Source organism: Saccharopolyspora taberi, from assembly GCF_039534165.1.
In the GTDB taxonomy this organism is placed as follows: domain Bacteria; phylum Actinomycetota; class Actinomycetes; order Mycobacteriales; family Pseudonocardiaceae; genus Saccharopolyspora_D; species Saccharopolyspora_D taberi.
Window position 1 is genome coordinate 290,119 of sequence record NZ_BAAAUX010000011.1, and the last position, 22,558, is coordinate 312,676.

19 protein-coding genes are annotated in these 22,558 nt (G+C 71.6%); 10 read left to right on the forward strand and 9 right to left on the reverse strand.

Annotated elements, in window-relative coordinates; genetic code table 11:
• Positions 1–30 precede the first annotated feature (30 nt).
• Both ABD691_RS10440 and ABD691_RS10445 read left to right on the forward strand, forming a co-directional pair.
• Positions 31–1,179, forward strand: coding sequence for an acyl-CoA dehydrogenase family protein (locus ABD691_RS10440; RefSeq protein ID WP_344679362.1), 1,149 nt, complete (start codon positions 31–33; stop codon positions 1,177–1,179).
• A 147-nt stretch (positions 1,180–1,326) separates the two neighbouring features.
• Positions 1,327–2,295, forward strand: a complete 969-nt coding sequence (locus ABD691_RS10445) for a quinone oxidoreductase family protein (protein ID WP_344679363.1) — start codon at positions 1,327–1,329, stop codon at positions 2,293–2,295.
• A gap of 141 nt (positions 2,296–2,436) precedes the next feature.
• On the opposite strand, the gene helR is transcribed toward ABD691_RS10445, so the two are convergent.
• From helR to iolC, 6 genes are all read right to left on the reverse strand, one after another.
• Entirely contained in the window at positions 2,437–4,614 is a 2,178-nt protein-coding gene (helR, locus tag ABD691_RS10450; RefSeq protein WP_344679364.1) for an RNA polymerase recycling motor ATPase HelR, read from the reverse strand.
• A 206-nt stretch (positions 4,615–4,820) separates the two neighbouring features.
• A complete protein-coding gene (locus tag ABD691_RS10455; protein ID WP_344679365.1) occupies positions 4,821–6,314 on the reverse strand; it encodes a CoA-acylating methylmalonate-semialdehyde dehydrogenase in 1,494 nt (497 codons plus the stop codon).
• Between the two features lie 20 nt (positions 6,315–6,334).
• Positions 6,335–8,200 carry a 3D-(3,5/4)-trihydroxycyclohexane-1,2-dione acylhydrolase (decyclizing) gene (gene iolD, locus ABD691_RS10460; RefSeq protein ID WP_344679366.1) on the reverse strand — a complete coding sequence of 622 codons (1,866 nt, stop codon included), beginning with the start codon at positions 8,198–8,200 and terminating at the stop codon, positions 6,335–6,337.
• Entirely contained in the window at positions 8,197–9,117 is a 921-nt protein-coding gene (iolB, locus tag ABD691_RS10465) for a 5-deoxy-glucuronate isomerase (protein ID WP_344679367.1), read from the reverse strand. Before iolB ends, iolD begins: the two co-directional genes overlap by 4 nt.
• Before the next feature lie 53 nt (positions 9,118–9,170).
• Positions 9,171–10,052 (reverse strand): Cgl0159 family (beta/alpha)8-fold protein, encoded by an 882-nt coding sequence (locus ABD691_RS10470; RefSeq protein ID WP_344679368.1) that lies wholly within the window; start codon positions 10,050–10,052, stop codon positions 9,171–9,173.
• The gene (gene iolC / locus ABD691_RS10475; protein WP_344679369.1) at positions 10,045–11,028 is read right to left on the reverse strand and encodes a 5-dehydro-2-deoxygluconokinase; all 984 of its coding nucleotides are present in this window, start codon (positions 11,026–11,028) and stop codon (positions 10,045–10,047) included. The genes ABD691_RS10470 and iolC overlap by 8 nt, the downstream gene beginning before the upstream one ends.
• 161 nt (positions 11,029–11,189) lie before the next feature.
• Here iolC and ABD691_RS10480 point away from each other — a divergent pair, with 161 nt between their 5' ends.
• From ABD691_RS10480 to ABD691_RS10495, 4 genes are all read left to right on the forward strand, one after another.
• Entirely contained in the window at positions 11,190–11,969 is a 780-nt protein-coding gene (locus tag ABD691_RS10480; RefSeq protein WP_344679370.1) for a GntR family transcriptional regulator, read from the forward strand.
• A 431-nt stretch (positions 11,970–12,400) separates the two neighbouring features.
• Positions 12,401–13,303 carry a sugar phosphate isomerase/epimerase family protein gene (locus ABD691_RS10485; RefSeq protein ID WP_344679371.1) on the forward strand — a complete coding sequence of 301 codons (903 nt, stop codon included), beginning with the start codon at positions 12,401–12,403 and terminating at the stop codon, positions 13,301–13,303.
• A 95-nt stretch (positions 13,304–13,398) separates the two neighbouring features.
• Entirely contained in the window at positions 13,399–14,418 is a 1,020-nt protein-coding gene (locus tag ABD691_RS10490; protein WP_344679372.1) for a Gfo/Idh/MocA family protein, read from the forward strand.
• Positions 14,419–14,439: 21 nt separating this feature from the next.
• On the forward strand, positions 14,440–15,294 hold the full coding sequence (locus tag ABD691_RS10495) for a sugar phosphate isomerase/epimerase family protein (RefSeq protein ID WP_344679373.1): 855 nt from the start codon (positions 14,440–14,442) through the stop codon (positions 15,292–15,294).
• Here ABD691_RS10495 and ABD691_RS10500 read toward each other — a convergent pair.
• A complete protein-coding gene (locus ABD691_RS10500; protein ID WP_344679374.1) occupies positions 15,281–16,306 on the reverse strand; it encodes a LacI family DNA-binding transcriptional regulator in 1,026 nt (341 codons plus the stop codon). The genes ABD691_RS10495 and ABD691_RS10500 overlap by 14 nt on opposite strands.
• A 130-nt stretch (positions 16,307–16,436) precedes the next feature.
• On the opposite strand from ABD691_RS10500, the gene ABD691_RS10505 reads away from it, so the two are divergent.
• Together ABD691_RS10505 and ABD691_RS10510 are read left to right on the forward strand one after the other, a co-directional pair.
• A complete protein-coding gene (locus ABD691_RS10505; protein ID WP_344679375.1) occupies positions 16,437–17,975 on the forward strand; it encodes a sugar porter family MFS transporter in 1,539 nt (512 codons plus the stop codon).
• Between the two features lie 2 nt (positions 17,976–17,977).
• Entirely contained in the window at positions 17,978–18,334 is a 357-nt protein-coding gene (locus ABD691_RS10510) for a universal stress protein (protein WP_344679376.1), read from the forward strand.
• Between the two features lie 3 nt (positions 18,335–18,337).
• Here the strand turns inward: ABD691_RS10510 and ABD691_RS10515 are convergent, their stop codons facing one another.
• A complete protein-coding gene (locus ABD691_RS10515) occupies positions 18,338–19,336 on the reverse strand; it encodes a LacI family DNA-binding transcriptional regulator (RefSeq protein WP_344679377.1) in 999 nt (332 codons plus the stop codon).
• A 139-nt stretch (positions 19,337–19,475) separates the two neighbouring features.
• Here ABD691_RS10515 and ABD691_RS10520 point away from each other — a divergent pair, with 139 nt between their 5' ends.
• Both ABD691_RS10520 and ABD691_RS10525 read left to right on the forward strand, forming a co-directional pair.
• Entirely contained in the window at positions 19,476–20,471 is a 996-nt protein-coding gene (locus tag ABD691_RS10520) for a Gfo/Idh/MocA family protein (protein WP_344679378.1), read from the forward strand.
• Positions 20,468–21,343 (forward strand): TIM barrel protein, encoded by an 876-nt coding sequence (locus tag ABD691_RS10525; protein ID WP_344679379.1) that lies wholly within the window; start codon positions 20,468–20,470, stop codon positions 21,341–21,343. The genes ABD691_RS10520 and ABD691_RS10525 overlap by 4 nt, the downstream gene beginning before the upstream one ends.
• Here ABD691_RS10525 and ABD691_RS10530 read toward each other — a convergent pair.
• Positions 21,310–22,353, reverse strand: a complete 1,044-nt coding sequence (locus ABD691_RS10530; protein ID WP_344679380.1) for a LacI family DNA-binding transcriptional regulator — start codon at positions 22,351–22,353, stop codon at positions 21,310–21,312. The two genes, ABD691_RS10525 and ABD691_RS10530, sit on opposite strands and share 34 nt — an antisense overlap.
• Positions 22,354–22,558 lie beyond the last annotated feature (205 nt).

The window sequence follows — 22,558 nt, forward strand, 5'->3', positions numbered from 1 at the left end:
CCGCAACGCAGCGGAAGAAGGACACGTCCAATGGCGCTCAACGCAGACGAGCAGCAGATCGTCGCTCTGGTCAGGGAATTCGTCGACGAACGGGTACGCCCGCGGGTACGGGAGTTCGAAGAAGACGACCTCTACCCTGCCGAGTTCATCGACGAGATGAAGGAACTCGGGTTCTTCGGGCTGCTCGCGCCGACCGAACACGGCGGGGTCGACGTCAGCACCGCCTGCTTCGCGCGCGTCACCGAGGAACTCGCGCGCGGCTGGATGAGCCTCGCAGGCGCCATCGGCGGGCACTCCGTGATCACCTACCTCATCAAGACCTTCGGCACCCCGGAGCAGCGCGAGCGCTACCTGCCCAAGATGGCCGATGGCAGCATCCGGGCCACGATGGCGCTGACCGAACCCGGCGGCGGCAGCGACCTGCAAGCCATGCGCACCCACGCCACACCTCATGGGGACGGGTGGTCGATCACCGGGTCCAAGACGTGGATCTCCAACGCCGTCCACTCCGGTCTCATCGGCCTGCTGTGCCTCACCGACCGCGACGCCGAACCCGCCCACCGCGGCATGAGCGTGCTCCTAGTCGAACCCGGCCACGGGCTGACCATCTCCAGGAAGCTCCCCAAGCTCGGCTACCGCGGCGTCGAAGCCTGCGAGCTGGTCTTCGACCAGATGCCCGTCCCCCAGGACGCCGTGCTCGGCGGAACGCCGAACCAGGGCTGGGCGCACATGATGCGCGGCCTGGAAGTCGGCCGGATCCAGGTCGCCTCCCGCGCCCTCGGCGTCGGCCAGGCCGCACTCGACACCGCCGTGCGCTACGCCCAGGAACGCGAATCGTTCGGCAAACCGATCTGGAAACACCAGTCGGTCGGCAACCTGCTCGCCGACATGGCCACGAAGATGCGCGCGGCCCGGCTGCTGACTCTCGACGCCGCCGAGAAGCTGGACGCCGGGGAGCGGGCCGACATGGAAGCCGGAATGGCCAAGCTGTTCGCCTCCGAAACCGCCATGCAGGTCGCCCTCGACGCGATCCGCGTGCACGGCGGTTACGGCTACTCCAAGGAATACGACGTCGAACGCTACTTCCGCGACGCCCCACTGATGATCGTCGGCGAGGGCACCAACGAGATCCAACGCAACGTCATCGCCGCGCAACTCATCGCCCGCAACAAGATCTGACCACTGAGGAGCAACGAGGACCTGGCCGTACGAACTCATGCGTTTGGCCGACATGCAGCGCACCGTGTCGGGTGGACAATCCTTCCGCCGTTCGTTTGCCGGCTGATCCCCCACGGTGAGTTCACCGACGAGCACCGAGGAGTCCTCTTGAGCACGATCACCGCACTCGCGGTCACGCCGCAGCACACCTGGGAGCCGGTCCGCGTCGAGTCGCCGAGCCCGGGGCCCGGGCAGGTGCTGATCCGGGCAGTCGCGTTCGCGCTGAACAACGGCGACGTCCGCGCGCTGGACCAGGGGCCGGGCGACACCGCCGAGCCGCTGGTCGCGGGCCACGAGGTGGCCGGGACCATCACCGCCGTGGGCGCCGGGGTCGACGCGGCGCGCGTGGGTTCGCGCGTCATGGCCACCACCTCGCGCGCCTTCGCCGAGTACGCGGTGGCGCAGAGCGACCTGGCGCTACCGATCCCGGACGGTCTGGAGGTCCATGAAGGCGTCACGCTCCCCGTCGCGCTGCTCACCGAGTACGGCGCGCTCAGCGCCGGCCGTCTCGCCGCCGGGCAGACCGTGCTCGTCACGGGAGCCACGTCCGCCATCGGGCTGGTCGGCGTCCAGCTGGCGCGGGTGCTCGGCGCGAGCCGCGTTCTGGCGACGACGCGTTCGCCCGGCAAGGCGGACCTGCTGACCGGGCTCGGCGCCGACCAGGTCATCGTGACCTCCGCCGAACCGCTCACCAAGACCGTGCTCGCGGCGACCGGCGGCATCGGCGTGGACCTCGCGGTGGACCACGTGGCGGGCCAGACCTTCGCGGAAGTCCTGCCCGCCACCCGCATCGACGGCCAGGTGGTGCAGGTGGGTCGCCTCGGCGGGGCCGCGGCGACCATCAACGTCGACGACCTGTCGTACCGCCACCTCACCGTGCGCGGCGTCTCCTACGGCCGCTCCGAAGTGCTCTCCCGCCTGCTCGGCGAAGCCTACGAAGCGATGCTGCCCGCCCTCCGGGATGGCGAGCTTCGACCGGTGGTCGACCAGGTTTTCCCCTTCGACCGCGCGAACGAAGCCGCGCAGCGCGTCCGGAGCGGGGCGGCTCGCGGCAAGGTCGTCCTGGCGCTGTCGTGACCGGTCCAGGTGCGCTAAAAGCCAGGCAGCCGAGCAGGGTTCCCGCCACGGCGACGAAGAAACCCGACGCCGGAAGGCGGCCTGCCCCGGGTTCCGGAACCGGCCGCGGCCGACCCCGGTTCCGGGGCCGGCCGCGCGGTGCTACGCCGTCCCGGCTTCGACGAGCCCGGCCAGCGCCTTCGGCAGCGGGCCCCGGTGCAGGACGCCGAGGCGCTGGGTGGCGCGGGTCAGGGCGACGTAGAGCTCGGCCGCTCCGCGCGGGCCGTCGGCGAGGATCTCGTCCGGATCCACGACCAGGACGGCGTCGAACTCCAGCCCCTTGGTCTCCGAAGCCGCCACCGCGCCCGGCACTCCCGGCGGTCCGATCACCACGCTGGTGCCTTCGCGACCGGCCTCCGCCCGCCTGAATTCCTCGATCGCAGCGGGCAGTTCGTCCTCGGTGACCTGCCTGGACCACGGCTGGACGCCGCACGCGCGGACCGAGTCCGGCGGCTGGACCGCGGGGGCGAACTCGGCGAGCAGCGCGGCGGCGACCGTCATGATCTCCGACGGGGTGCGGTAGTTCACCGACAGCGACCGGTACACCCAGCGGCCGGGCACGTACGGCTCCAGCATCGCGCCCCACGACCTCGCTCCGGCCTCCGACCGGCGCTGGGCGAGATCGCCGACCACGGTGAACGACCGCGCCGGGCAGCGCCGCATCAGCACCCGCCAGTCCATTTCGGACAGTTCCTGCGCCTCGTCGACCACGACGTGCCGGTAGGTCCAGTCCCGGTCCGCCGCGGCGCGTTCGACGAGTTCGCGGGTGTCGTGCTCGACGAAGCGGTCCGCCAGGTCCTCGGCGTCGACGAGGTCCTGGGCGAGCAGGTGGTCCTCGTCGTCCATGAGGTCGTGGCGTTCCATCTGGAGGATTTCCAGCACTCCCTCGGCGTACTCGGCCTCCTCCGCGCGCTCCCGGTCGGCGGTGCGGTCGGCCGCCTTGTCCTGGCCCAGCAGGTCGGCCAGCTCGTCGAGCAGCGGCACGTCCGACACCGTCCAGGCGTCCCCCTGCGTGCGCAGCAGCGCCTCGTCGGCACCGGCGGCCCGCAGCCGCTCGCGGGATTCGTACAGCGGCCCCAACAGGGTTTCCGGCGTCAGGACCGGCCAGAGCTCGTCGAGCGCCGCGATGAACTGGTCGGACTCGGCGAGGTCCTCGTGCACGTCCACCCGCAGGTCCTCCCACGCCTCGCGGTTCTCGCGCGTCAGCCATCCCCGGCCGATCCGCGCCACGGCCCGCTCGGTGAGCACGTAGGTGACGATCTCGCGGAACACCGCGCGGGCCTCGTTGTGCGGCAACCCGCTGTCCCGCGCCTCCTGCCTGGCCCACTCCGCGGTCTCGGCGTCGATCCGCACCGTGACGTCGGAAAGCTCGACCGGCAGCGGGTTCTCCGGCAGCCGCTGCCGGTCGGCGACCGCCGCCGCGAGCACGTCGAGGATCTTCAGCGATCCCTTGATCCGCGCGACTTCCGGGGTGTCCTCGGCGGTGACGCGCAGCCTCGGCACCAGGTCGCCAGTGGTCATGAACACGACATCGGACTCGCCCAGCGACGGCAGGACGCGGCCGATGTGGTTCAGGAAAGCCGGATTCGGCCCGACGACGAGCACGCCGTGGCGTTCCATCCGCTCCCGCTGGGTGTAGAGCAGGTACGCGACGCGGTGCAGCGCCACGACGGTCTTGCCGGTGCCCGGGCCGCCCTCGATCACCAGGACGCCCGGGTGCGCGTGCCGGATGATCTCGTCCTGCTCGGCCTGGATCGTGGCCACGATGTCGCGCATCCCCTCGCCGCGCGGCGCGTTGACCGCCGCGAGCAGGGCGGCGTCACCGCGCGCGTCCTCACCGGGACGGCCGAACTCCTCGTCGGTGAAGTCGACCACGCGGCGCCCGCTGGTGTGGAACTGGCGGCGCCGCCGCATGTTCTCCGGGGACGCGGCGGTGGCGACGTAGAACGCGCGCGCCGCGGGCGCCCGCCAGTCGAGCAGCACCGGCTCGTACTCGTTCTCCTCGTCGAAAAGCCCGATCCGGCCGATGTAGGAACGCTCGCCCGTGATCGCGTCCAACCGGCCGAAGCACAGCCCGTTGTCCGCCACGTCGAGCCGCTTCACCTCCTTGGCCCGGGCGCGCACCTCGACGTCGCGCTCCATGGGGGTCGCGCCGTCTCCCCGCAGCGCCGCGCGGTATTCCCCCTTCGCCCGCGCGCGTTCGGCGTCGAGCCGCGCGTAGAGCCCGGCCACGTGGTCCCGCTCGGACCGCAGTTCCTCTTCGTACCCCTGGCTTGACACATGCCCCTCACAGCGGCTATTCTGATCCCAGATTCGGCGGATTCTCCTGCTATTGCTGGGGAACACGCCGATTTTTCATTCTCCACCTCCTGTCAAATCCGGGCTGTCAAATCCGACTCGTCGTCGCGCGGTGAAACGCCGCGTGCCCCCGCCGGATCGGGCGGGGGCACGCGTTGTTCGCAGATCAGGACCTGGCCGGGTTCCGGTCAGCTGTTGCTGGGGAATCCGAGGTCGATGCCGCCGTCGCTGGGGTCGGGCCAGCGAGTGGTGATGACCTTGCCTCGGGTGTAGAAGTGCACGCCGTCGGTGCCGTAGATGTGGTGGTCGCCGAACAGGGAGTCCTTCCAGCCGCCGAAGGAGTGGTAGCCGACCGGGACCGGGATCGGGACGTTGACGCCGACCATGCCGGCCTCGACCTCCAACCGGAAGCGGCGGGCCGCACCGCCGTCGCGGGTGAAGATCGCGGTTCCGTTGCCCCACCGCGAGGAGTTGATCAGCCCGATCGCCTCCTCGTAGCTGGCGGCGCGGACCACCGCCAGCACCGGGCCGAAGATCTCGTCCCGGTAGGCGTCCATGTCGGGGGTGACCTTGTCCAGCAGGCTCACGCCGACGAAGAACCCGTTCTCGTGGCCCTCGACCATCAGATCGGTGCCGTCCACGACGACCTCCGCGCCCTGCTCGCGGGCCTTCGGCACGTAGGAGGCGACCTTGTCCCGGTGCGCCGCGGTGATCAGCGGCCCCATCTCCGAGACCGGATCGGTGCCCGGTCCGATCGTCAGGGCCCGGGCGCGGTCGGCGATCCTGGAAACCAGCTCGTCACCGACCGGGTCCACGGCCACGACCACCGACACGGCCATGCACCGCTCACCGGCCGAGCCGTAGGCGGCCGAGACCGCGGCGTCGGCTGCCTGGTCGAGATCGGCGTCGGGCAGCACCAGCATGTGGTTCTTCGCCCCGCCCAGCGCCTGCACGCGCTTGCCGTTCGCGCTCGCGGTGTCGTGGACGTGCTTGGCGATCGGCGTCGATCCCACGAACGACACCGCCGCGACGTCGGGGTGTTCCAGCAGCCGGTCCACCGCGGTCTTGTCGCCGTGCACCAGGTTCAGCACACCGTCCGGAACGCCGGCCTCCGAAGCGAGCTCGACCAGCCGCAGCGTGGCCGAGGGGTCCTTCTCGCTCGGCTTGAGCACCACGGTGTTGCCGCAGGCGATGGCCAGCGGGAACATCCACAGCGGCACCATCGCCGGGAAGTTGAACGGCGTGATCCCGGCGACCACCCCGAGCGGCTGGCGGATCGACTCCACATCGACCCGGGTCGAGACCTGGGTGGAGATCTCTCCCTTGAGCAGCTGCGGGATCCCGCACGCCAGCTCGACGATCTCCAGCCCGCGCGCCACCTCTCCCAACGCGTCGGAGTGCACCTTGCCGTGCTCAGCGGTGATCAGCGACGCGATCTCGTCCCGGTGGGAGTTCAGCAGCTCCCGGTAGTTGAACAGGACCTGCGCGCGCTTGGCCAGCGAAACCGAGCCCCACGAGGCGAACGCCTTCGCCGCCGACTCCACCGCGGCGTCCACTTCGGACACGTCGGCGAAGGCGACCCGCCCGGTCCGCTCCCCGGTCGCCGGATTCGTCACGTCCCCGTGGCGCCCCGAGGTGCCCTCCACGGACTTGCCGTCGATCCAGTGCTGGATGGTCTTCAAGGTAGTTCCCTCACGATTCGTCACAGGTGGTGGCGCTGTCCGCGCGCCTGGTCCTCGTAGCGCTTGCGCGCGAGCCGGGTGCTTTCACGGGTGGAGATCTCGGCCACCGGCACGTCCCACCACGCCTCCGGTGGCAGCTGCGCCTTGGCCGGGTCGGTTTCGACGTAGACCGCGGTCGGGTGCTCGGCTTCGCGGGCGGTGCGCAGCGCAGCGCGCAATTCGTCCACAGTGGATGCGCGTAGGACCCGCATGCCGAGGCTTTCCGCGTTCGCCGCCAGGTCCACCGGCAGCGGTTCGCCGGTGAAGGTGCCGTCGGTGTCGCGGTAGCGGTAGGCGGTGCCGAAACGCTCGCCGCCCACCTTCTCGGACAGCCCGCCGATCGAGGCGTAGCCGTGGTTCTGCACCAGCACCAGGTTGATCTTGATGCCTTCCTGCACGGCGGTGACCAGCTCGGTCGGCATCATCAGGTACGTCCCGTCGCCGACGAGCGCGAACACCTCGCGGGACGGATCGGCCAGCCGGGCGCCGATCGCGGCCGGGATCTCGTAGCCCATGCAGGAGAACCCGTACTCGACGTGGTACTGCCGGGGTTCCTTGGCCCGCCACAGCTTGTTCAGGTCCTCCGGCATCGAGCCCGCCGCGTTGACCACCACGTCGCGGTCCTCAAGGACCTCGTCGAGGACGCCGAGGACCTCGGCCTGCCCGGGCCGTTCGCCGCCGGTCGCGGCGCGCGTGGTCCGGTCGACGACATCGGCCCACTTCCGGGCGCCCGCGCGGTATTCCGCCACGTACTCCTCGGCCACCCGATGCCCGCCGAGCGCTTCGGCCAGCTGTTCCAGGGCGATCCGCGCATCGCCGATCACCGGGGCCGCCGCCTGCTTGTGGGCGTCCAGCGAGGTGATGTTGATGTTGACGAACCGCACGTCCGGGTTGGCGAACAGGGTCCGCGACGCCGTGGTGAAGTCGGAGTAGCGGGTGCCGATGCCGATGATCAGGTCCGCCTGCCGAGCCACGTCGTCGGAGGCCGAGGTGCCGGTGTGCCCGATGGAACCCAGCTCGCAGGGGTGGTCGAAGCGCAGCGAGCCGCGCCCGGCCTGCGTTTCCGACACCGGGATCCCGGTGCTGTCGGCCAGCGCCCGCAGCGCGTCCTCCGCGCCGCTGTGGTGGACCCCGCCGCCCGCGATGATCAGCGGCCGCTCCGCCGCCCGGATCGCCGCCGCCGCGTCGGCGACCGACCGCGGGTCCGGCACCGGCCGGTGCACCCGCCAGACGCGCTCGGCGAAGAACTCCTCCGGCCAGTCGTGGGCCTCGGCCTGCACGTCCTGCGGCAGCGCGAGCGTCACCGCGCCGGTCTCGACCGGGTCGGTGAGCACCCGCATCGCGTCCAGCGCCGAGGGGATCAGCATCTCCGGCCGCCAGATCCGGTCGAAGTAGCGCGAGACCGGCCGCAGGCAGTCGTTGACCGAGACGTCCCGCGCGTGCGGCACCTCCAGCTGCTGGAGCACCGGGTCCGCGGGCCGGGTGGCGAACACGTCGCCGGGCAGCAGCAGGACCGGCAGGTGGTTCACGGTGGCGAGCGCCGCGCCGGTGACCAGGTTCGTGGCGCCGGGCCCGATGGAGGTCGTGCAGGCGTAGGTCGACATCCGGTTGCGCTGGCGGGCGAAACCCACCGCCGCGTGCACCATCGCCTGCTCGTTGCGGCCCTGCAGGTAGGGCATGCGGTCCTCGTGCTCCAGCAACGCCTGCCCGATGCCGGCGACGTTGCCGTGCCCGAAGATGCCCCAGCAGCCCGCGATCAGCCGCTGCCGGTCGCCGTCGCGTTCGGTGTGCTGGTTGGCCAGGAACAGGACCAGGGCCTGGGCGACGGTCAGCCTGCGGGTGGTCATCGGCCCTCCACTGTGTCTTGCGGGACACCCGCACCCGGGTCTGCCGGCGCCGTGTAAAGCGGCAGCCGCGGGTCGACGGGCTGGTCGGCCCAGGTGTCCCTGACCCACGCGTGCGCGGGGTCGTCGCAGATCAGCCAAGCCCGCTCCGGCGAGGGACCGGCCATCACGTTCAGGTAGTACATGTCGTAACCGGGCACCGCCATCGACGGGCCGTGCCAGCCGTCCGGGATCAGCACCACGTCCCCGCTGCGGACCTCGGCGAGCACGTCGGTCTCGCGGTCCGGGCCGGACGGGTACACCCGCTGGTAGCCGACGCCGGGTGTGCCGTGCGCGGCGGAGAGCTCGAAGTAGTAGATCTCCTCCAGGCGCGACTCGCCCTCGCGCTCCTCGTCGTGCTTGTGCGGCGGGAAGGACGACCAGTTCCCGGCCGGGGTCAGCACCTCCACAGCGATCAGCCGGTCGGCCTCGAACACCCCCGCCGCGCCGAAGTTGTTGACCTGGCGGCTGGCCTGCCCGGCGCCGCGCAGCTCGACCGGCACGCCCGAGGCCGGGCCGTAGCGCGCGGGCAGCCGGTTCTCGCACCGGGCTCCGGTCAGCGCGAACCGGCCGCCGGCCTCGCTGCTGATCCGCACCTGCGCATCCCTTGGCACGTAGGCGAAATCGCTCACGCCGTCGAACACGCTCTTGCGCCCGGCGAGTTCGAACGCCTCGCCGTCGCAGACCACCGTGCAGCTGCCCGCCAGCGGCAGCACGATCCACTCGCTCTCGCCGGTGGCCAGCTCGTGCCGCCCGCCCGCTCCGAGTTCGAGCACCCGCAGCGACGAGTAGCCCCAGCCCGCCGACTCCGGGTCCACGTACGTGGAGTAGTCACCGCGCGCCGCCGTGCCGGCGGGATGGTGGAAACGCTTGTCAGTCAACGCTGATCCTCCAAGCTCTCGGGGTGCGGGGGTCCCCGCCGTCACCGGGGCCGTCACAACAGACCCACCGCGGCGTCGACGGCGCCCGCGACGTCGTCGTCGTGCGGGTACAGCAGCGTGCGGCCGACGACGAGGCCGCGCACGTTGGGCAGCTGCAGCGCCTTGTGCCAGCGCTCGCGGGTCGCGTCGGGGTCGGCCGACACCTCCCCGCCGAGCAGGACCGTGGGCAGCGTCGTGGTCTCCAGGGCGCGGCCGATCTGGTCGATGTCGTCGACCACCGGCACCTTCAGCCAGGTGTGCGCCGAGGTGCCGCCGAGCCCGGAGCCGATCGCGATGGAGCGCGCGACCGCCTCCACCGACAGGTCGTTGCGCACCCTGCCGTCGACGCGGTGCGAGATGAACGGCTCGACCATGGCCATCAGGCCGCGCTCGGCCAGCTCGTTGACCGCGTTCGCCGCGCCGTGCATGGTGTTCAGCGATCCGGGGTCGGTGACGTCCAGGCGCAGCAACAGCTTCCCGGCGTCGAACCGCAGCCGCTCGATGTCGGCCGCGCGGTGCCCGGTGAACCGGTCGTCCAGTTCGAAGGACGCACCGGCCAGGCCGCCGCGGTTCATCGACCCGATGACGACCTTGTTCTCCAGCGCGCCCAGCAGCAGGAGGTCTTCGAGGATGTCGGCGGTGCCGAGCACGCCGTCGACGCCCGGCCGGTCCAGCGCGACGCACAGCCGCTCCAGCAGATCGGCGCGGTTGGCCATCGCCAGCGGGTTGGCGCCCGCGCCCAGCGCGCCGCGCGCGGGGTGGTCGGCGGCCACGATCATCAGGCGGCCGTTCTCGCCGACCAGGGGCCGCCGGGTCCGGGCCGCCGCCGCTTCCGCGATCGCCTCGGGCCGGGTGGCCCGCACCCAGGTGAGGTCGGTGATGCTCAGATCAGACACGGTGCTCGCTTTCCTCGCCGCTGGAGCGATCGGAATTCGGGGACAGCAGGGCCTCGACCTCGTTCTCGTGCGGCATCGCCGACGAGCAGGCCAGGCGGGAGGCGACCAGCGCTCCGGCGGCGTTGGCGAACCGCATCGTCCGGTCCAGGGGCCAGCCCAGCAGCAGGCCGTGGCACAGCGCCCCGCCGAAGGCGTCGCCCGCGCCGAGGCCGTTGACCACCTCGACCGGCACCGGGGGCGCGACGACCTCCGCGTCGCGGGTGCGGGCGAGCACGCCCTTCGGCCCCTGCTTGACGACCGCGAGTTCCACCCCGGCCTCCAGCAGCAGCTCCGCGGCCTTCTCCGGATCGCGGCTGCCGACGGCGCGCTCGACCTCGTCGAGGTTGCCGACCGCGACCGTGACGTGCGGCAGCGCCTCCCGGTACCAGTGCCGGGCCTCGTCGTGGTCGGCCCAGAACATCGGCCGCCAGTCCAGGTCGAACACGGTGGTGCCGCGCTTCGCCCGGTGCCGCAGCGCGGCCAGCGTCGCGGCCCGGCTGGGCTCCTCGGCCAGGCCGGTGCCGGTCATCCAGAAGATGCGCGCGGCGGCGACCGCGTCGTAGTCCAGCTCGCCGGGGTGGATCTCCAGGTCCGGCGCCTTGGGCTGGCGGTAGAAGTACAGCGGGAAGTCGTCCGGGGGGAACAGCTCGCAGAACGTCACCGGCGTCGGGTACTGCTCGACCGGGCTCACCCAGCGGTCGTCGACGCCGAAGTCCCGGAGCGCCTGGTGGACGTACTCGCCGAACGGGTCGGCCCCGGTGCGGCTGATGACCGCGCTGCGGTGGCCGAGCCGGGCGACCGCCACCGCGACGTTGGTCGCGGTGCCGCCCAGGTACTTGCCGAAGGACTCGACCTGCGGCAGCGGAACACCGGTCTGCAGCGGGTAGACGTCCACCCCGATGCGGCCCATCGTGATGACGTCGAACGGGCTGCTCATGCCAGAGACCTCCGGGAGATCGCGGGCCGCCGGGCGGCCGGAACGCGTGGTGGTTCCTGTCTACTCGGCGGCCGGAACGACTGTCAAGACTTTGTCAGTACATACTTACCTAATCACGTCCGTTGGTCCTAATATCGTGGGGAGCTTGATATCGTGGGGAGGTGACCTCGACCCGCCGCCGATCCCCGGAGTCCTCGTGGGATCCCGCCACCCAGATCTCCGTGGACCACCGCAGCCCGGTGCCGCTGTACTACCAGGTGGCCACCCAGATCGAGGAGGCCATCGACTCCGGCGCGCTGCCCGTCGGCGCGCGGCTGGACAACGAGGTCGAGCTGGCGGCCCAGCTCGGGCTGTCCCGCCCGACGATCCGGCAGGCGATCGGTTCCCTGGTCGACAAGGGGCTCGTGGTGCGCAAGCGCGGGGCGGGCACGCAGGTGGTGTTCAACCGGGTCAAGCGCTCGCTGGAGCTGAGCAGCCTGTTCGACGACCTAGCCCGGATCGACCAGCAGCCCACCACCCGGATCCTCACCAACGAGATCATCACGCCCTCCCCCGAGATCGCGCACATCCTCGGGATCTCCGAGCAGGACAGCGCGCTGCACCTGGAGCGGGTCCGCTACGCGCGCGGCGAGCCGATCGCCCGGATGCGCAACCACCTGCCCGCGGGCCTGATCGAGCCCGACGACGACCTGCTCCAGGAGCGCGGCCTCTACCAGCTGCTGCGCGGCGCCGGAGTGACGCTGCACGCCGCGCACCAGACGATCGGCGCGCGCGTGGCCACCGAAGCCGACGCCGAACTGCTCGACGAGCCCGTGGGCGCGCCGCTGCTGACGATGGAGCGCACCACCTACGACCAGGCGGGCAAGGTCGTCGAGTACGGCTCGCACGTGTACCGCGCGTCGCGGTACTCCTTCGACCTCTCGCTGCGCGGCGACTCCTGAGCACGGTGGGGCGCGGCGGCTTCTGAGCACGCCGGGCTGAGCGGTGGCTCCGGTGCGCCGATTCGCGACGCCTGCAAGATCAACAGGTCGCTCGCGCCGGTCGCCCCGGCCTGCGCCGCCCGAACGCTTGCCCCCTGCCCGACCCACCCGGCCCGCGCCTTCCACCGACCCCAAGCCCGCGCCGCCCGCGGTCGCCGCGGCCCGCACGCGCGCCGGTTGCTCAGAACGTAAATATGTCAGGACTATTTCTTGACAGGGGTTGTTTCGGCGGTGAAAACTACCGGCTACCGAACGGCGAAGGGCTCTCCGCCACGTCCACCGGCCGGTCACCGAGCCGAGCACGCGAGCAGATCCCGCCCGGACAACACCATCTCCCCCACCTGAACACCCGACGGGTCCGGCGTCGCCGTCCCTTCGGGGGAAGGGCATCGATGAGCAACGGCAACCGCCTGCGAGTGGGTTCGGCACCGGACTCCTGGGGCGTCTGGTTCCCGGAGGACGACCGGCAGACCCCGTGGCACCGCTTCCTCGACGAGGTCTCCGAGGCCGGCTACGAGTGGATCGAACTCGGCCCCTACGGATACCTGCCAACCGACCCGGAGCAGCTGCGCGACGAACTCGGCATCCGCGGCCTGACGCTGTCGGCCGGGACCTGCTTCACCGGTTTCCACCGCGGTGACGTGTGGACCGAGACCTGGGAGCACGTCAAGCAGGTCGCGGAGCTGACCAGCGCGCTGGGCGCGAAGCACATCGTCGTCATCCCCGACATGTGGCGCGACCCGGCCACCGGCGAGCAGCTGGAGGACCGCACCCTGAGCAACGAGTCGTGGACGGCGCTGGGCCGGGGCACCGACCGGCTGGCGCGGGCGCTGCACGAGGAGTACGGCGTGCAGCTGCAGTTCCACCCGCACGCCGACAGCCACGTCGACACCCAGGAGCACGTCGAGCGGTTCCTGGACAGCACCGACCCGGACCTGGTCACGCTCTGCCTGGACACCGGCCACATCGCCTACTGCGGCGGGGACAACCTCGAACTGATCAACAAGCACCCCGACCGCATCGGCTACCTGCACCTCAAGCAGGTCGACCCGGCGGTCCTGGCCGACGTGCGGGCCGAGGACCTGCCGTTCGGTCCCGCCGTGCAGCGCGGCGTGATGTGCGAGCCGCCCGCGGGCGTGCCCGCGCTGGAGCCGATCATCAAGGCCACCGAGAACCTCGACGCCGACCTGTTCGCGATCGTCGAGCAGGACCTCTACCCGGTCGCCCCCGACGTCCCGCTGCCCATCGCCAAGCGGACCCGCGACTACCTCACCCGCTGCGGCGCCGGCCGCTGAAGCGGCGCAGCAGCACGCAACCGGCACCCGCCGAGGTTCCGCCACCCGCACCGCCAAACAAGACGAGTGCGACGACAAGTTCTCAGGAGGATTCCATGAGCGACCAGGATCTGCGGATCGGTCTCATCGGCGCGGGGAAGATGGGCGCCGACCACGCCGTCCGCATCCACGAGCGCATCAGCGGCGCCCGGCTGGTCGCCGTCGGCGACCCGGACGTCGACCGCGCGCGGCAGGTCGCCGACGGCGCCGCGGCCCGGGCCGAGCACGACCCGTTCGCCGTGATCGACGCGTCCGATGTGGACGCGCTGGTGATCGCCTCGCCCGGGGTCGTGCACGAGCCGCTGCTGCTCGCGGCCATCGAGCGCGGTGTCCCGGTGCTGTGCGAGAAACCGCTCACCCCCGACTCGAAGTCCTCGCTGCGGGTCGTCGAAGCCGAGGAGGCGCGCGGCAAGCACCTGGTGCAGGTCGGGTTCATGCGCCGCTTCGACCCGGAGTACGTCGAGCTGAAGCGGATGCTCGACGCCGGTGATCTCGGCCGCGCGCTGCTGCTGCACTGCGTGCACCGGAACGCGTCGACCCCGCCCGGGTTCACCAGCCAGATGATGATCTTCGACTCGGTGGTGCACGAGTTCGACACCGCGCGCTGGCTGCTCGACCAGGAGATCGCCGCCGTGTCGGTGCGCTGGCCGCGGTCGTCGGCCGCCGCCCCGGAGGGGTTGATCGACCCGCAGGTGGTCACCGTCGAAACCACCGGTGGCGTGCTGGTCGACGTCGAGATCTTCGTCAACTGCGGGTTCGGCTACCAAGTGCGCTGCGAGGCGGTCGGCGAGCACGGCACCGCGCTGGTCGGCGCCGACAGCGGCCCGGTCGTGCACCACGGCGGGCGCTGGGGCGGCAACGTCACCGCCGACTTCCGGGACCGCTTCGGCACCGCCTTCGACCAGGAGTTCCAGCGCTGGGCCGGGGCCGCGCGCCAGGGCGGGGTCGACCCCGCCGCCGCCGGCGCCTGGGACGGCTACGCCGCCGCGGCGGCGTGCGAGGCCGGGGTGCTCGCGCAGACCACCGGCGCCCGCACCGAGGTCGAGCTCGCCGACCGCCCCGGCTTCTACGCCTGACCCGCTTTCCTAGGAGTCACCGTGAAAATCGCACTCGACCCGCACATGTTCCGGTTCACCCCGCTGCTCGAACTCCCCCGCCTGGTGGCCGAGCTCGGCTACGAGTGGATCGAACTGTCCCCGCGCGAGGACTTCCTGCCGTTCTTCAAACATCCCCGCGTCGACGACGCGACCGTCCGCCAGTTCCGCAAGGAGCTCGACGCCGCGGGCGTCGGCGTCGCGTCGGTGCTGCCGCTGTACCGGTGGTCCGGGCCGGAGGACGAGCAGCGGGAGGCCGCTGTGCGCTACTGGAAGCGCGCCATCCAGATCACCAGCGATCTCGGCGTCGACGTCATGGTCTCGGAGTTCAACGGCCGCCCGGAGTCACCGGACCGCAGCGAGGGCCAGTTCTGGCGCTCGATGGAGGAGCTGCTGCCGGTCTTCGAGCGCGAGGGCATCACCCTCAAGCTCGAACCGCACCCGGACGACTTCGTCGAGGACGGCCACGTCGCCGTCGACATGGTGCGCGGCATCAACTCGCCCAACGTGCAGTTCCTCTACTGCGCTCCGCACACCTTCCACATGGGCAACGACGCACCGGGGATCATGAAGCGCGCCGGGGACCTGCTCACCCACGTGCACGTGGCCGACACCTTCGACCACACCGCGTCTTCCGGGCTGCGCTACATCGTCAACCCGCCGGGCTCCCCGGCGCGCATCCACCAGCACCTCGACATCGGGCAGGGCGAGGTCGACTGGGACGAGTTCTTCGGTTCCCTCAAGGACAACGGCTTCGACGGGATCATGGTCGCCTGCGTGTTCGCCTGGGAGGACCGCGCCCGCGAGTCGTCGCTGTTCATGCGCGAGAAGATCGGCGAGTACGTCAAGAGCTGGTGACGCCGCAGGGACCGGTGGTGCCGCGCACGACGAGCCTGGGCTCCACGACGATCTCCCGCGGATCGTCGCCCGGGTTCTCCAGCCGGTGCACGGCTGCGCGCACGGCGTGCACCGCCATCCGGTCGGCGTCCTGGTGCACCGTTGTGAGGTCGATGTGGGACAGGTGCGCGAGGCGGCTGTCGTCGTAGCCGACGACCGACAGGTCCCCCGGCGTCTCCACACCGGCCCGCCGCAGAACGTGCATGAGGCCCATCGCGCAGCGGTCGTTCCCGGCGATCAGCGCGGTGGGCAGCGGGCCGTCGTCGAGCAGCGCGCGCCCGGCCGCCATGCCGGCGTCCTCGTTGTGCGCGCCTTTGACCACCCGGATCTCGTCCCCGAGTCCGCGGCGCCGCATGGCGCTGCGGTAGCCGCGGCGCCGGTCCGCCGAACCGGGGTCCCGGCCGCCGTCGACGTGGGCGATCCGCCGGTGCCCCAGCTCCACCAGGTGGTCGACGGCCTGGCCCATCCCCCTGGCGTCGGCGGTGTGGACGCTGTCGGCCCGCGCGCCCGGGACGCGGCAGCCGACGGTGACCACGACCGCGTTCTCCGCCAGTTCCGGGAGGAACCGCGCGTCGGCCTTCGGCCCGAGCAGGATCAGCGCCTCGCAGCGGTGGCCGAGCAACGCGTCGGCGGCCGTGCGCTCGTCGCGCCCGGGGCCGCTGGCCGACAGCAGGACGTCGTAGCCGAGCCGTTCGGCCTCCGGGTACATCCCGTTGACGAGTTCGGCCTGGAACGGCTGGTCCATCCGCACCACCACGCCGATGGTCCGGCTCCGCCCCCGCGCCAGCAGCCGGGCCGCGCTGTCCGGGCGGTAGCCGAGCTCGTCGGCCGCGCGCAGCACGCGCTCGCGGGTCCGCTCGCCCGCCCCGGGCTCGTTCCGGAAGATCAACGACACCAGGGTGCGCGACACCCCGGCCCGGGCGGCGACGTCGGCCATGGTCGGGCGGCGGGTCCGCGGTTCTCGATCGGTCAAGGCGCCCCTCGTTTCCATCAATGTCGAGATGTCTTGACAAACTCGTGTGATCGGCACCATAGTTGCGGGCACTGTTGCGCAACAGTAGCGCGCAACAGGCCGAGGCGGCCGAAGGCCGACCATCCGACCGATGCGGCCACCTCCGCCCACGGCGTCCCCGCGATCCGCCGACGCCCGCCGCGCACGAGACCGGCAGCGCAGCCGGCCACACCCGAAGGACTTCCGCACGATGCCTTCCCCCCAGAGCGAGACGACAACGCCGTCCGTCCCACCTGAAACCAAGGGCCCGCACACGCGCAGGCTGCGCGTGGTCACCCTGATAGCGACCTTCGGCGGCCTGCTGTTCGGGTACGACACCGGAGTCATCAACGGCGCCCTGCCCTTCATGACCACCGACCTCGGCCTGACCCCGGTGACCGAGGGGCTGGTCACCAGCTCGCTGCTGCTCGGCGCGGCGCTGGGCGCCGTCGTCGGCGGCAGGCTCTCCGACCGGCGCGGCAGGCGCCGCAACATCCTGCTGTTGGCCGGGATCTTCCTGGTCGGCACGCTGGGCTGCACCTTCGCCCCGACCACCGCGGTCATGGTCGTCTCCCGGTTCGTCCTCGGCATCGCGGTCGGCGGTGCTTCGGTCACGGTGCCGACCTACCTGGCCGAGATCTCCCCCGCGGAACGGCGCGGGCGGCTGGTCACGCAGAACGAGCTGATGATCGTCTCCGGGCAGCTGCTCGCCTTCACCTTCAACGCCGGGATCGCCGCCGCGCTCGGCGACAGCGCGCACGTGTGGCGGTGGATGCTGGTGGTGGCGACGCTGCCAGCGGTGGTGCTGTGGTTCGGGATGCTGGTGATGCCGGAAAGCCCGCGCTGGCTGGCTTCCAAGGACCGCTTCGACGAAGCGCTCGACGTGCTGCGCCAGGTCCGCCCGGCGCAGCGGGCGGAATCCGAGCTCGCCGAGGTCCGGCGACTGGCCGTCGAGGACAGGCAGTCGCAGACCGGCGGCTGGCGGGACCTGGCCACGCCGTGGATCCGCAAGCTGGTGCTCGTCGGGCTCGGCATCGCGGTCGTGCAGCAGATCACCGGCGTCAACACGATCATGTACTACGGCACGCAGATCCTGCAGACCTCCGGCTTCTCCGCCAACGGCGCGCTGCTGGCCAACATCGCCAACGGCGTGATCTCGGTGCTGGCCACCTTCGCCGGGATCTACTTGCTGGGCAAGGTGAACCGGCGCCCGATGCTGCTCGCGGGCCAGATCGGCACGACCTGCGCGCTGCTGCTGGTCGGCGTGGTCTCGCTGGCGCTGCCCGAAGGCACCGGCCGCGCGTTCATCGTCCTCGGCCTGACCGTGACGTTCCTGGCCTTCCAGCAGGGCGCCATCTCGCCGGTCACCTGGCTGATGCTGTCCGAGATCTTCCCGCTCAAGCTGCGCGGTTTCGGCTTCGGCGTCGCCGGCCTGACGCTGTGGCTGACGAACTTCCTGGTGGGCATGACCTTCCCGGTGCTCGTCGACGCGCTCAACATCTCGAACACGTTCTTCATCTTCGTCGGGCTCGGGATCGTGGCCATCACGTTCGTGGCCAGGTGGGTTCCCGAGACGCGCGGCCGTTCCCTCGAAGGGCTCGAAGAGGAGCTGCGCACCAAGTACACCCGTCCCGTCGTCCAGGGGAGCTGACGATGTCCGTTCTGGTCGCGGTCACCGATTCCGAAGAGGGCGACGTCGCCCTGCGCACCGCAGCAGCCGAGGCCGCCCTGCGCGGCACCGGCCTGCTGGTGGCCAACCTCCGCCTCCGCCCGGTCGACGGCCTGCCCGCAGGCGTCGACGCCCGGGTGCTGGAACGCAAGCCCGGCGTCGACGTCGCCGAGCACGTGCTGAACCTGCTGGACGAGCACCACGAAGACGTGCAGCTGCTCGTCATCGGCATGAAAAGGCGTTCTCCGGTCGGCAAGCTGGTGCTCGGCAGCCTCGCCCAGCAACTCCTGCTCAACGCCGATGTGCCGGTGCTCGCCGTCAAGGTTCCGGAAAGCCGCTGACGGTCAGTCCCTCGGCGCCGCGGTGGTGCCGCGCAGGACAAGCCTCGGTTGCAGGAGGTGGCGGACGGGTTCCGCGCGGGCTCCCCGGATCCGTTGCAGCAGCGCCTCGGCCGCGAGCCTGCCCATCTCCCGGCGCGGCTGGTCGACCGTGGTGAGCCCGATGTGGGCGAGCGCGGACAGCGACGTGTTGTCGTAGCCGACCACCGAGATGTCCCGCGGCACCCGCAGTCCCGCCTCGTCGAGCGCGGAGATCGCGCCCACCGCGTTGAAGTCGTTCGCGGCGACGATCGCGGTGGGCAGCGGGTCGAACCGCTCCAGGACCTGTCCCGCGGCTTTCGCTCCCGCGCTGTCGGTGTACTCGCTGGCGAGCACCACGGGTTCCAGGCCGTGCCTGCGCATGGCCGCGACGTAACCGCGCTTGCGGACCGCGGCCTGGGATCCGTGGCCACCGTCGAGGTGCACGATCCGGGTGTGGCCGAGCGCCACCAGGTGGTCGACGGCCAGCTCGGAACCCGCCCTGCCGTCATCGTTGATGGTGTCCACAGTCGACAGACGTGAGTCGCGCGCGACGAGCACCACGGGAGCTTTGTCCGCCGCGGCGGCGATCCCCGACGCGGGAACCGCGGGCCCGAGCAGCACGAGCCCGGCGGGCCGGAACGACAGCAGCCCCGCGACGGCCTTGCGCTCCCGCGCGGCGCTGCGCCCGCCGGTGTTGATGATCAGCTCGAAGCCCTCGCCGCGCACGACCGCGTCCAGGCCGTCGACGATCTCGGCGAAGAACGGGTTGTGCAGGTCCGAGATCATCACGCCGAGCACCGTCGAGGTGCGCGAGGCCAGCGAGCGCGCCATGGCGTGCGGGGAGTAGCCGAGCTCCTCGGCAGCCGCCAGCACGGCGTCCCTGCGCTCGGGGCTGACCTTCGGCGAATCCCGCATGACCAGTGAGACCAGCGCCCGGGAAACCCCGGCGCGGGCCGCCACGTCCTCCATCGTCGGCCGCGCCACGCCGAACTCCTCCCGCCACCCGGGTCTGACACCCAAACCCGGGGTTGACACCGGCGTGAACCAGCTTACAGCATGGGACCGCACCAAGCGTTAGAGCGCTCTAATCCTTTCCTCCCAGAAGAATCGAGGTCAGTGGCGGATGAAGATCGGAGTAGCCGGGGTCGGCCGGATCGGCTCCATGCACGCGGCGAACCTCGCCGCCCTGGACGAGGTCGATCGCCTCGTGCTCTTCGACCCGGCACCCGGCCGGGCCGCCGCGGCGGCGGAGTCGCTCGGCGGCCGGGCGGTCGCGGTGGACGCAGTGGACGATCTGGTCGCGGCCGACGGCGTGCTCGTCGCGACGCCCACCGACACCCATCCCGGCATGGTGCGCCGGGCCATCGCCGCCGGAACCCCGGTGCTGTGCGAGAAGCCGCTCGCACCCGACCTCGCCGCCACCGGGACGCTGGTCGACGAGATCGAGGCGTCCGGCGTACCGGTGCTGGTCGGGTTCCAGCGCCGCTTCGACCCGGCGACCGCCGAGCTGCACCGGCGGTTGCGCTCCGGCGAGGCCGGGAAGGTCTACCTCGTCCGCGCGGTGTGCAACGACCACCTGCCGCCGCCGGCCGAGTTCATCGCGACCTCCGGCGGGTTGTTCCGGGACTGCCTGATCCACGACCTGGACGCGGTGCCGTGGCTGGTCGGCGAGCCGGTGACCGAGGTCTACGCTTCCGGCTCGGTGCTGGTGGACTCCGCGTTCGAGGACGTCGGCGACGTGGACAACGCCGTCGTCTCGCTGCGCTTCGCCGGTGGTGCGCACGCGCTGCTGTCGGCGTCCCGGCACGATCCGGTCGGCTACGACTGCCGGCTGGAGGTCTTCGCGGGCGGGGACACCCTGTCCGCGGGGCTGGACGAGCGCACCCCGCTGAACGCCGTCGAAGGCCCGCGGCCGAGCGATCCCTGGAAGTCGTTCACCGATCGCTTCCACGACGCGTACGTGAACGAGATGAAGGTGTTCCTGGACGTGATCGCGGGCCGCGCGGCCAACCCGTCGCCGCCCCGGGAGAGCCTGGTGAGCCTGCGCCTGGCGGAGGCGTGCGAGGAGTCGACGCGGACCGGAGCACCGGTGCGGGTCGAGACGGAGGTGGTCGCGTGAGCGCCGGGTTCAAGGTCGCCGCGGCCCCGATCTCCTGGGGCGTCTGCGAGGTTCCCGGCTGGGGCCGGGTGCTGGAGGCCGACCACGTGCTCGCCGAGATGGCCGCGCTGGGCCTGCGGGCCACCGAGCTCGGACCGCCCGGCTACCTGTCCGATCCGCGCACGGCGCTGGGCCGCCACGGCCTGGACCTGGTCGGCGGGTTCCTCGCGGTTGCCTTGCACGACAAGGAAAACGCGCAAGCGGCCGTGGACGCGGCGGACGAGTCGGCCGACCGGATGGCCCGCTGCGGCGGGGAGGTCGTGGTGCTCGCCGCGGCCACCGGCCTGGCAGGCTACGACCAGCGGCCCGAGCTCGACGACCAGCAGTGGCGCACGCTCGTCGAGACCGCCGACCGCATCGCCGAGGCGGTCGCGGCGCACGGGCTGCGTACTGTGCTGCACCCGCACGTCGGCACCCACGTGGAGACCGAGGCCGAGGTGGAGCGGTTCATCGCGGACTCGCCGATGCCGCTGTGCCTGGACACCGGGCACCTGCTCATCGGCGGGACCGATCCGGTCGCGCTCGCCCGGCGGCACCCCGCGCGCATCGGCCACATCCACCTCAAGGACGTGCGGTCCGACCTCGCCGAGCGGGTCCGCGCCGGGGCGGTCCCGTTCGCCGCCGCGGTCGCGGAGGGCCTGTTCGTCCCGCTCGGGGACGGCGACGTCGACACCGAGTCGATGGTCCGCTCGGTGCACGACGCCGGTTACCGGGGCTGGTACGTGCTCGAACAGGACACCGCGCTGGACGAGCGCTCCCCGGTCGACGTTCCCCGCCGGGACACCGCGCGCAGCCTGGCCTACCTGGACGGGGTCTTCTCCCGGCTGGGCTGAGGCGGCGCGGAGGTCTCCCGGACGACGAGCTTGGCGGGAGTAACGATTTCCGTTGCCTCAGCCGGATTCTCGACGCGCAGCACGGCGCGTTCCACCGCGGTTTCGGCCAGGCGGGCGGCGTCCTGGCTGACCGAGGTGAGCCGGATCGAGGCCAGCGCCGCCATCCTGGTGTCGTCGTAGCCGACCACCGAGACGTCGTCCGGGACGGCCACTCCCCCGGCGCGGAGGGTGAGCAGGACGCCGATCGCGATCATGTCGTTGTGCGCGAGGATCGCGGTCGGCAGCGGTCCTGCCCCGCCGAGCATCCGGGTCGCGATGTCCACTCCGGACTCTTCGGTGGGGCTCCCGCTGATCGCGCGGGGTTCGAGGCCGTGCGCGCGCATCGCGTCGAGGTAGGCGTCCCGCCTGGTCCGGCCCATCACCACGGCTCCGCCGTCGACGTAGGTGATCGCCCGGTGCCCGAGACCGACGAGGTGCGCCACCGCGTCGGTGATGCCCTGGCGGTCGTCGGAGCGCAGCGAGTCCACCCCGTCCACCCGCAGATCCGAGCCGATCGTCACCACCGACGCGCGCGTGGTCAGCTCCGCCAGCCGCTGCTCGCTGATCTCCGGGCTGACCAGGATCAGCGTCTCGCACCGGTCGCGCAGCAGGTTGCCGACCGCCTCCGGCTCCGCCCGGCCCGGGGTCGTGGCGCTGAGCACGAGCCCGTACCCGCGGGCGTCCGCGGCTCGGTAGAGGTGTTCGACCACTTGCGCGTGGAAGGTCTGGTGGACCGAGAACGTCACCCCGAGCAAGCGCGACTTCTGCTCGCGGAGCAGCCGGGCGCGCTGGTCGGGCTGGTAGCCGAGGCGTTCGGCGACCTCCAGGATCCGGGCGCGGGTCCGCTCGGAGACACCCGGCTCGCCGCGCAGCGCCACCGACGCCGAAGCCACCGAGGTCTCCGCCGCCCGCGCCACGTCGACGATCGTCGTCCGCCCGCTCTTGCCCGTCCGCCCGTTCTTGCTCGCCACCCGAGACACCTCTCCTCGCACCGGAAACAAGCCCGGAACTTTGTCTTGACATACGCACCATGGCTGCCTAGTGTTTGCCGTCACAGGCTACCTGAACGTTCTGGTAGCGGACCGGAGCCACCGGTCCCACACCCGGCGATCGCGCCGAGGGCTCCCTTCTGAACAGGCATTCCCGCAGCGGCCGAGCGCGGTCGCGGACGCAGAA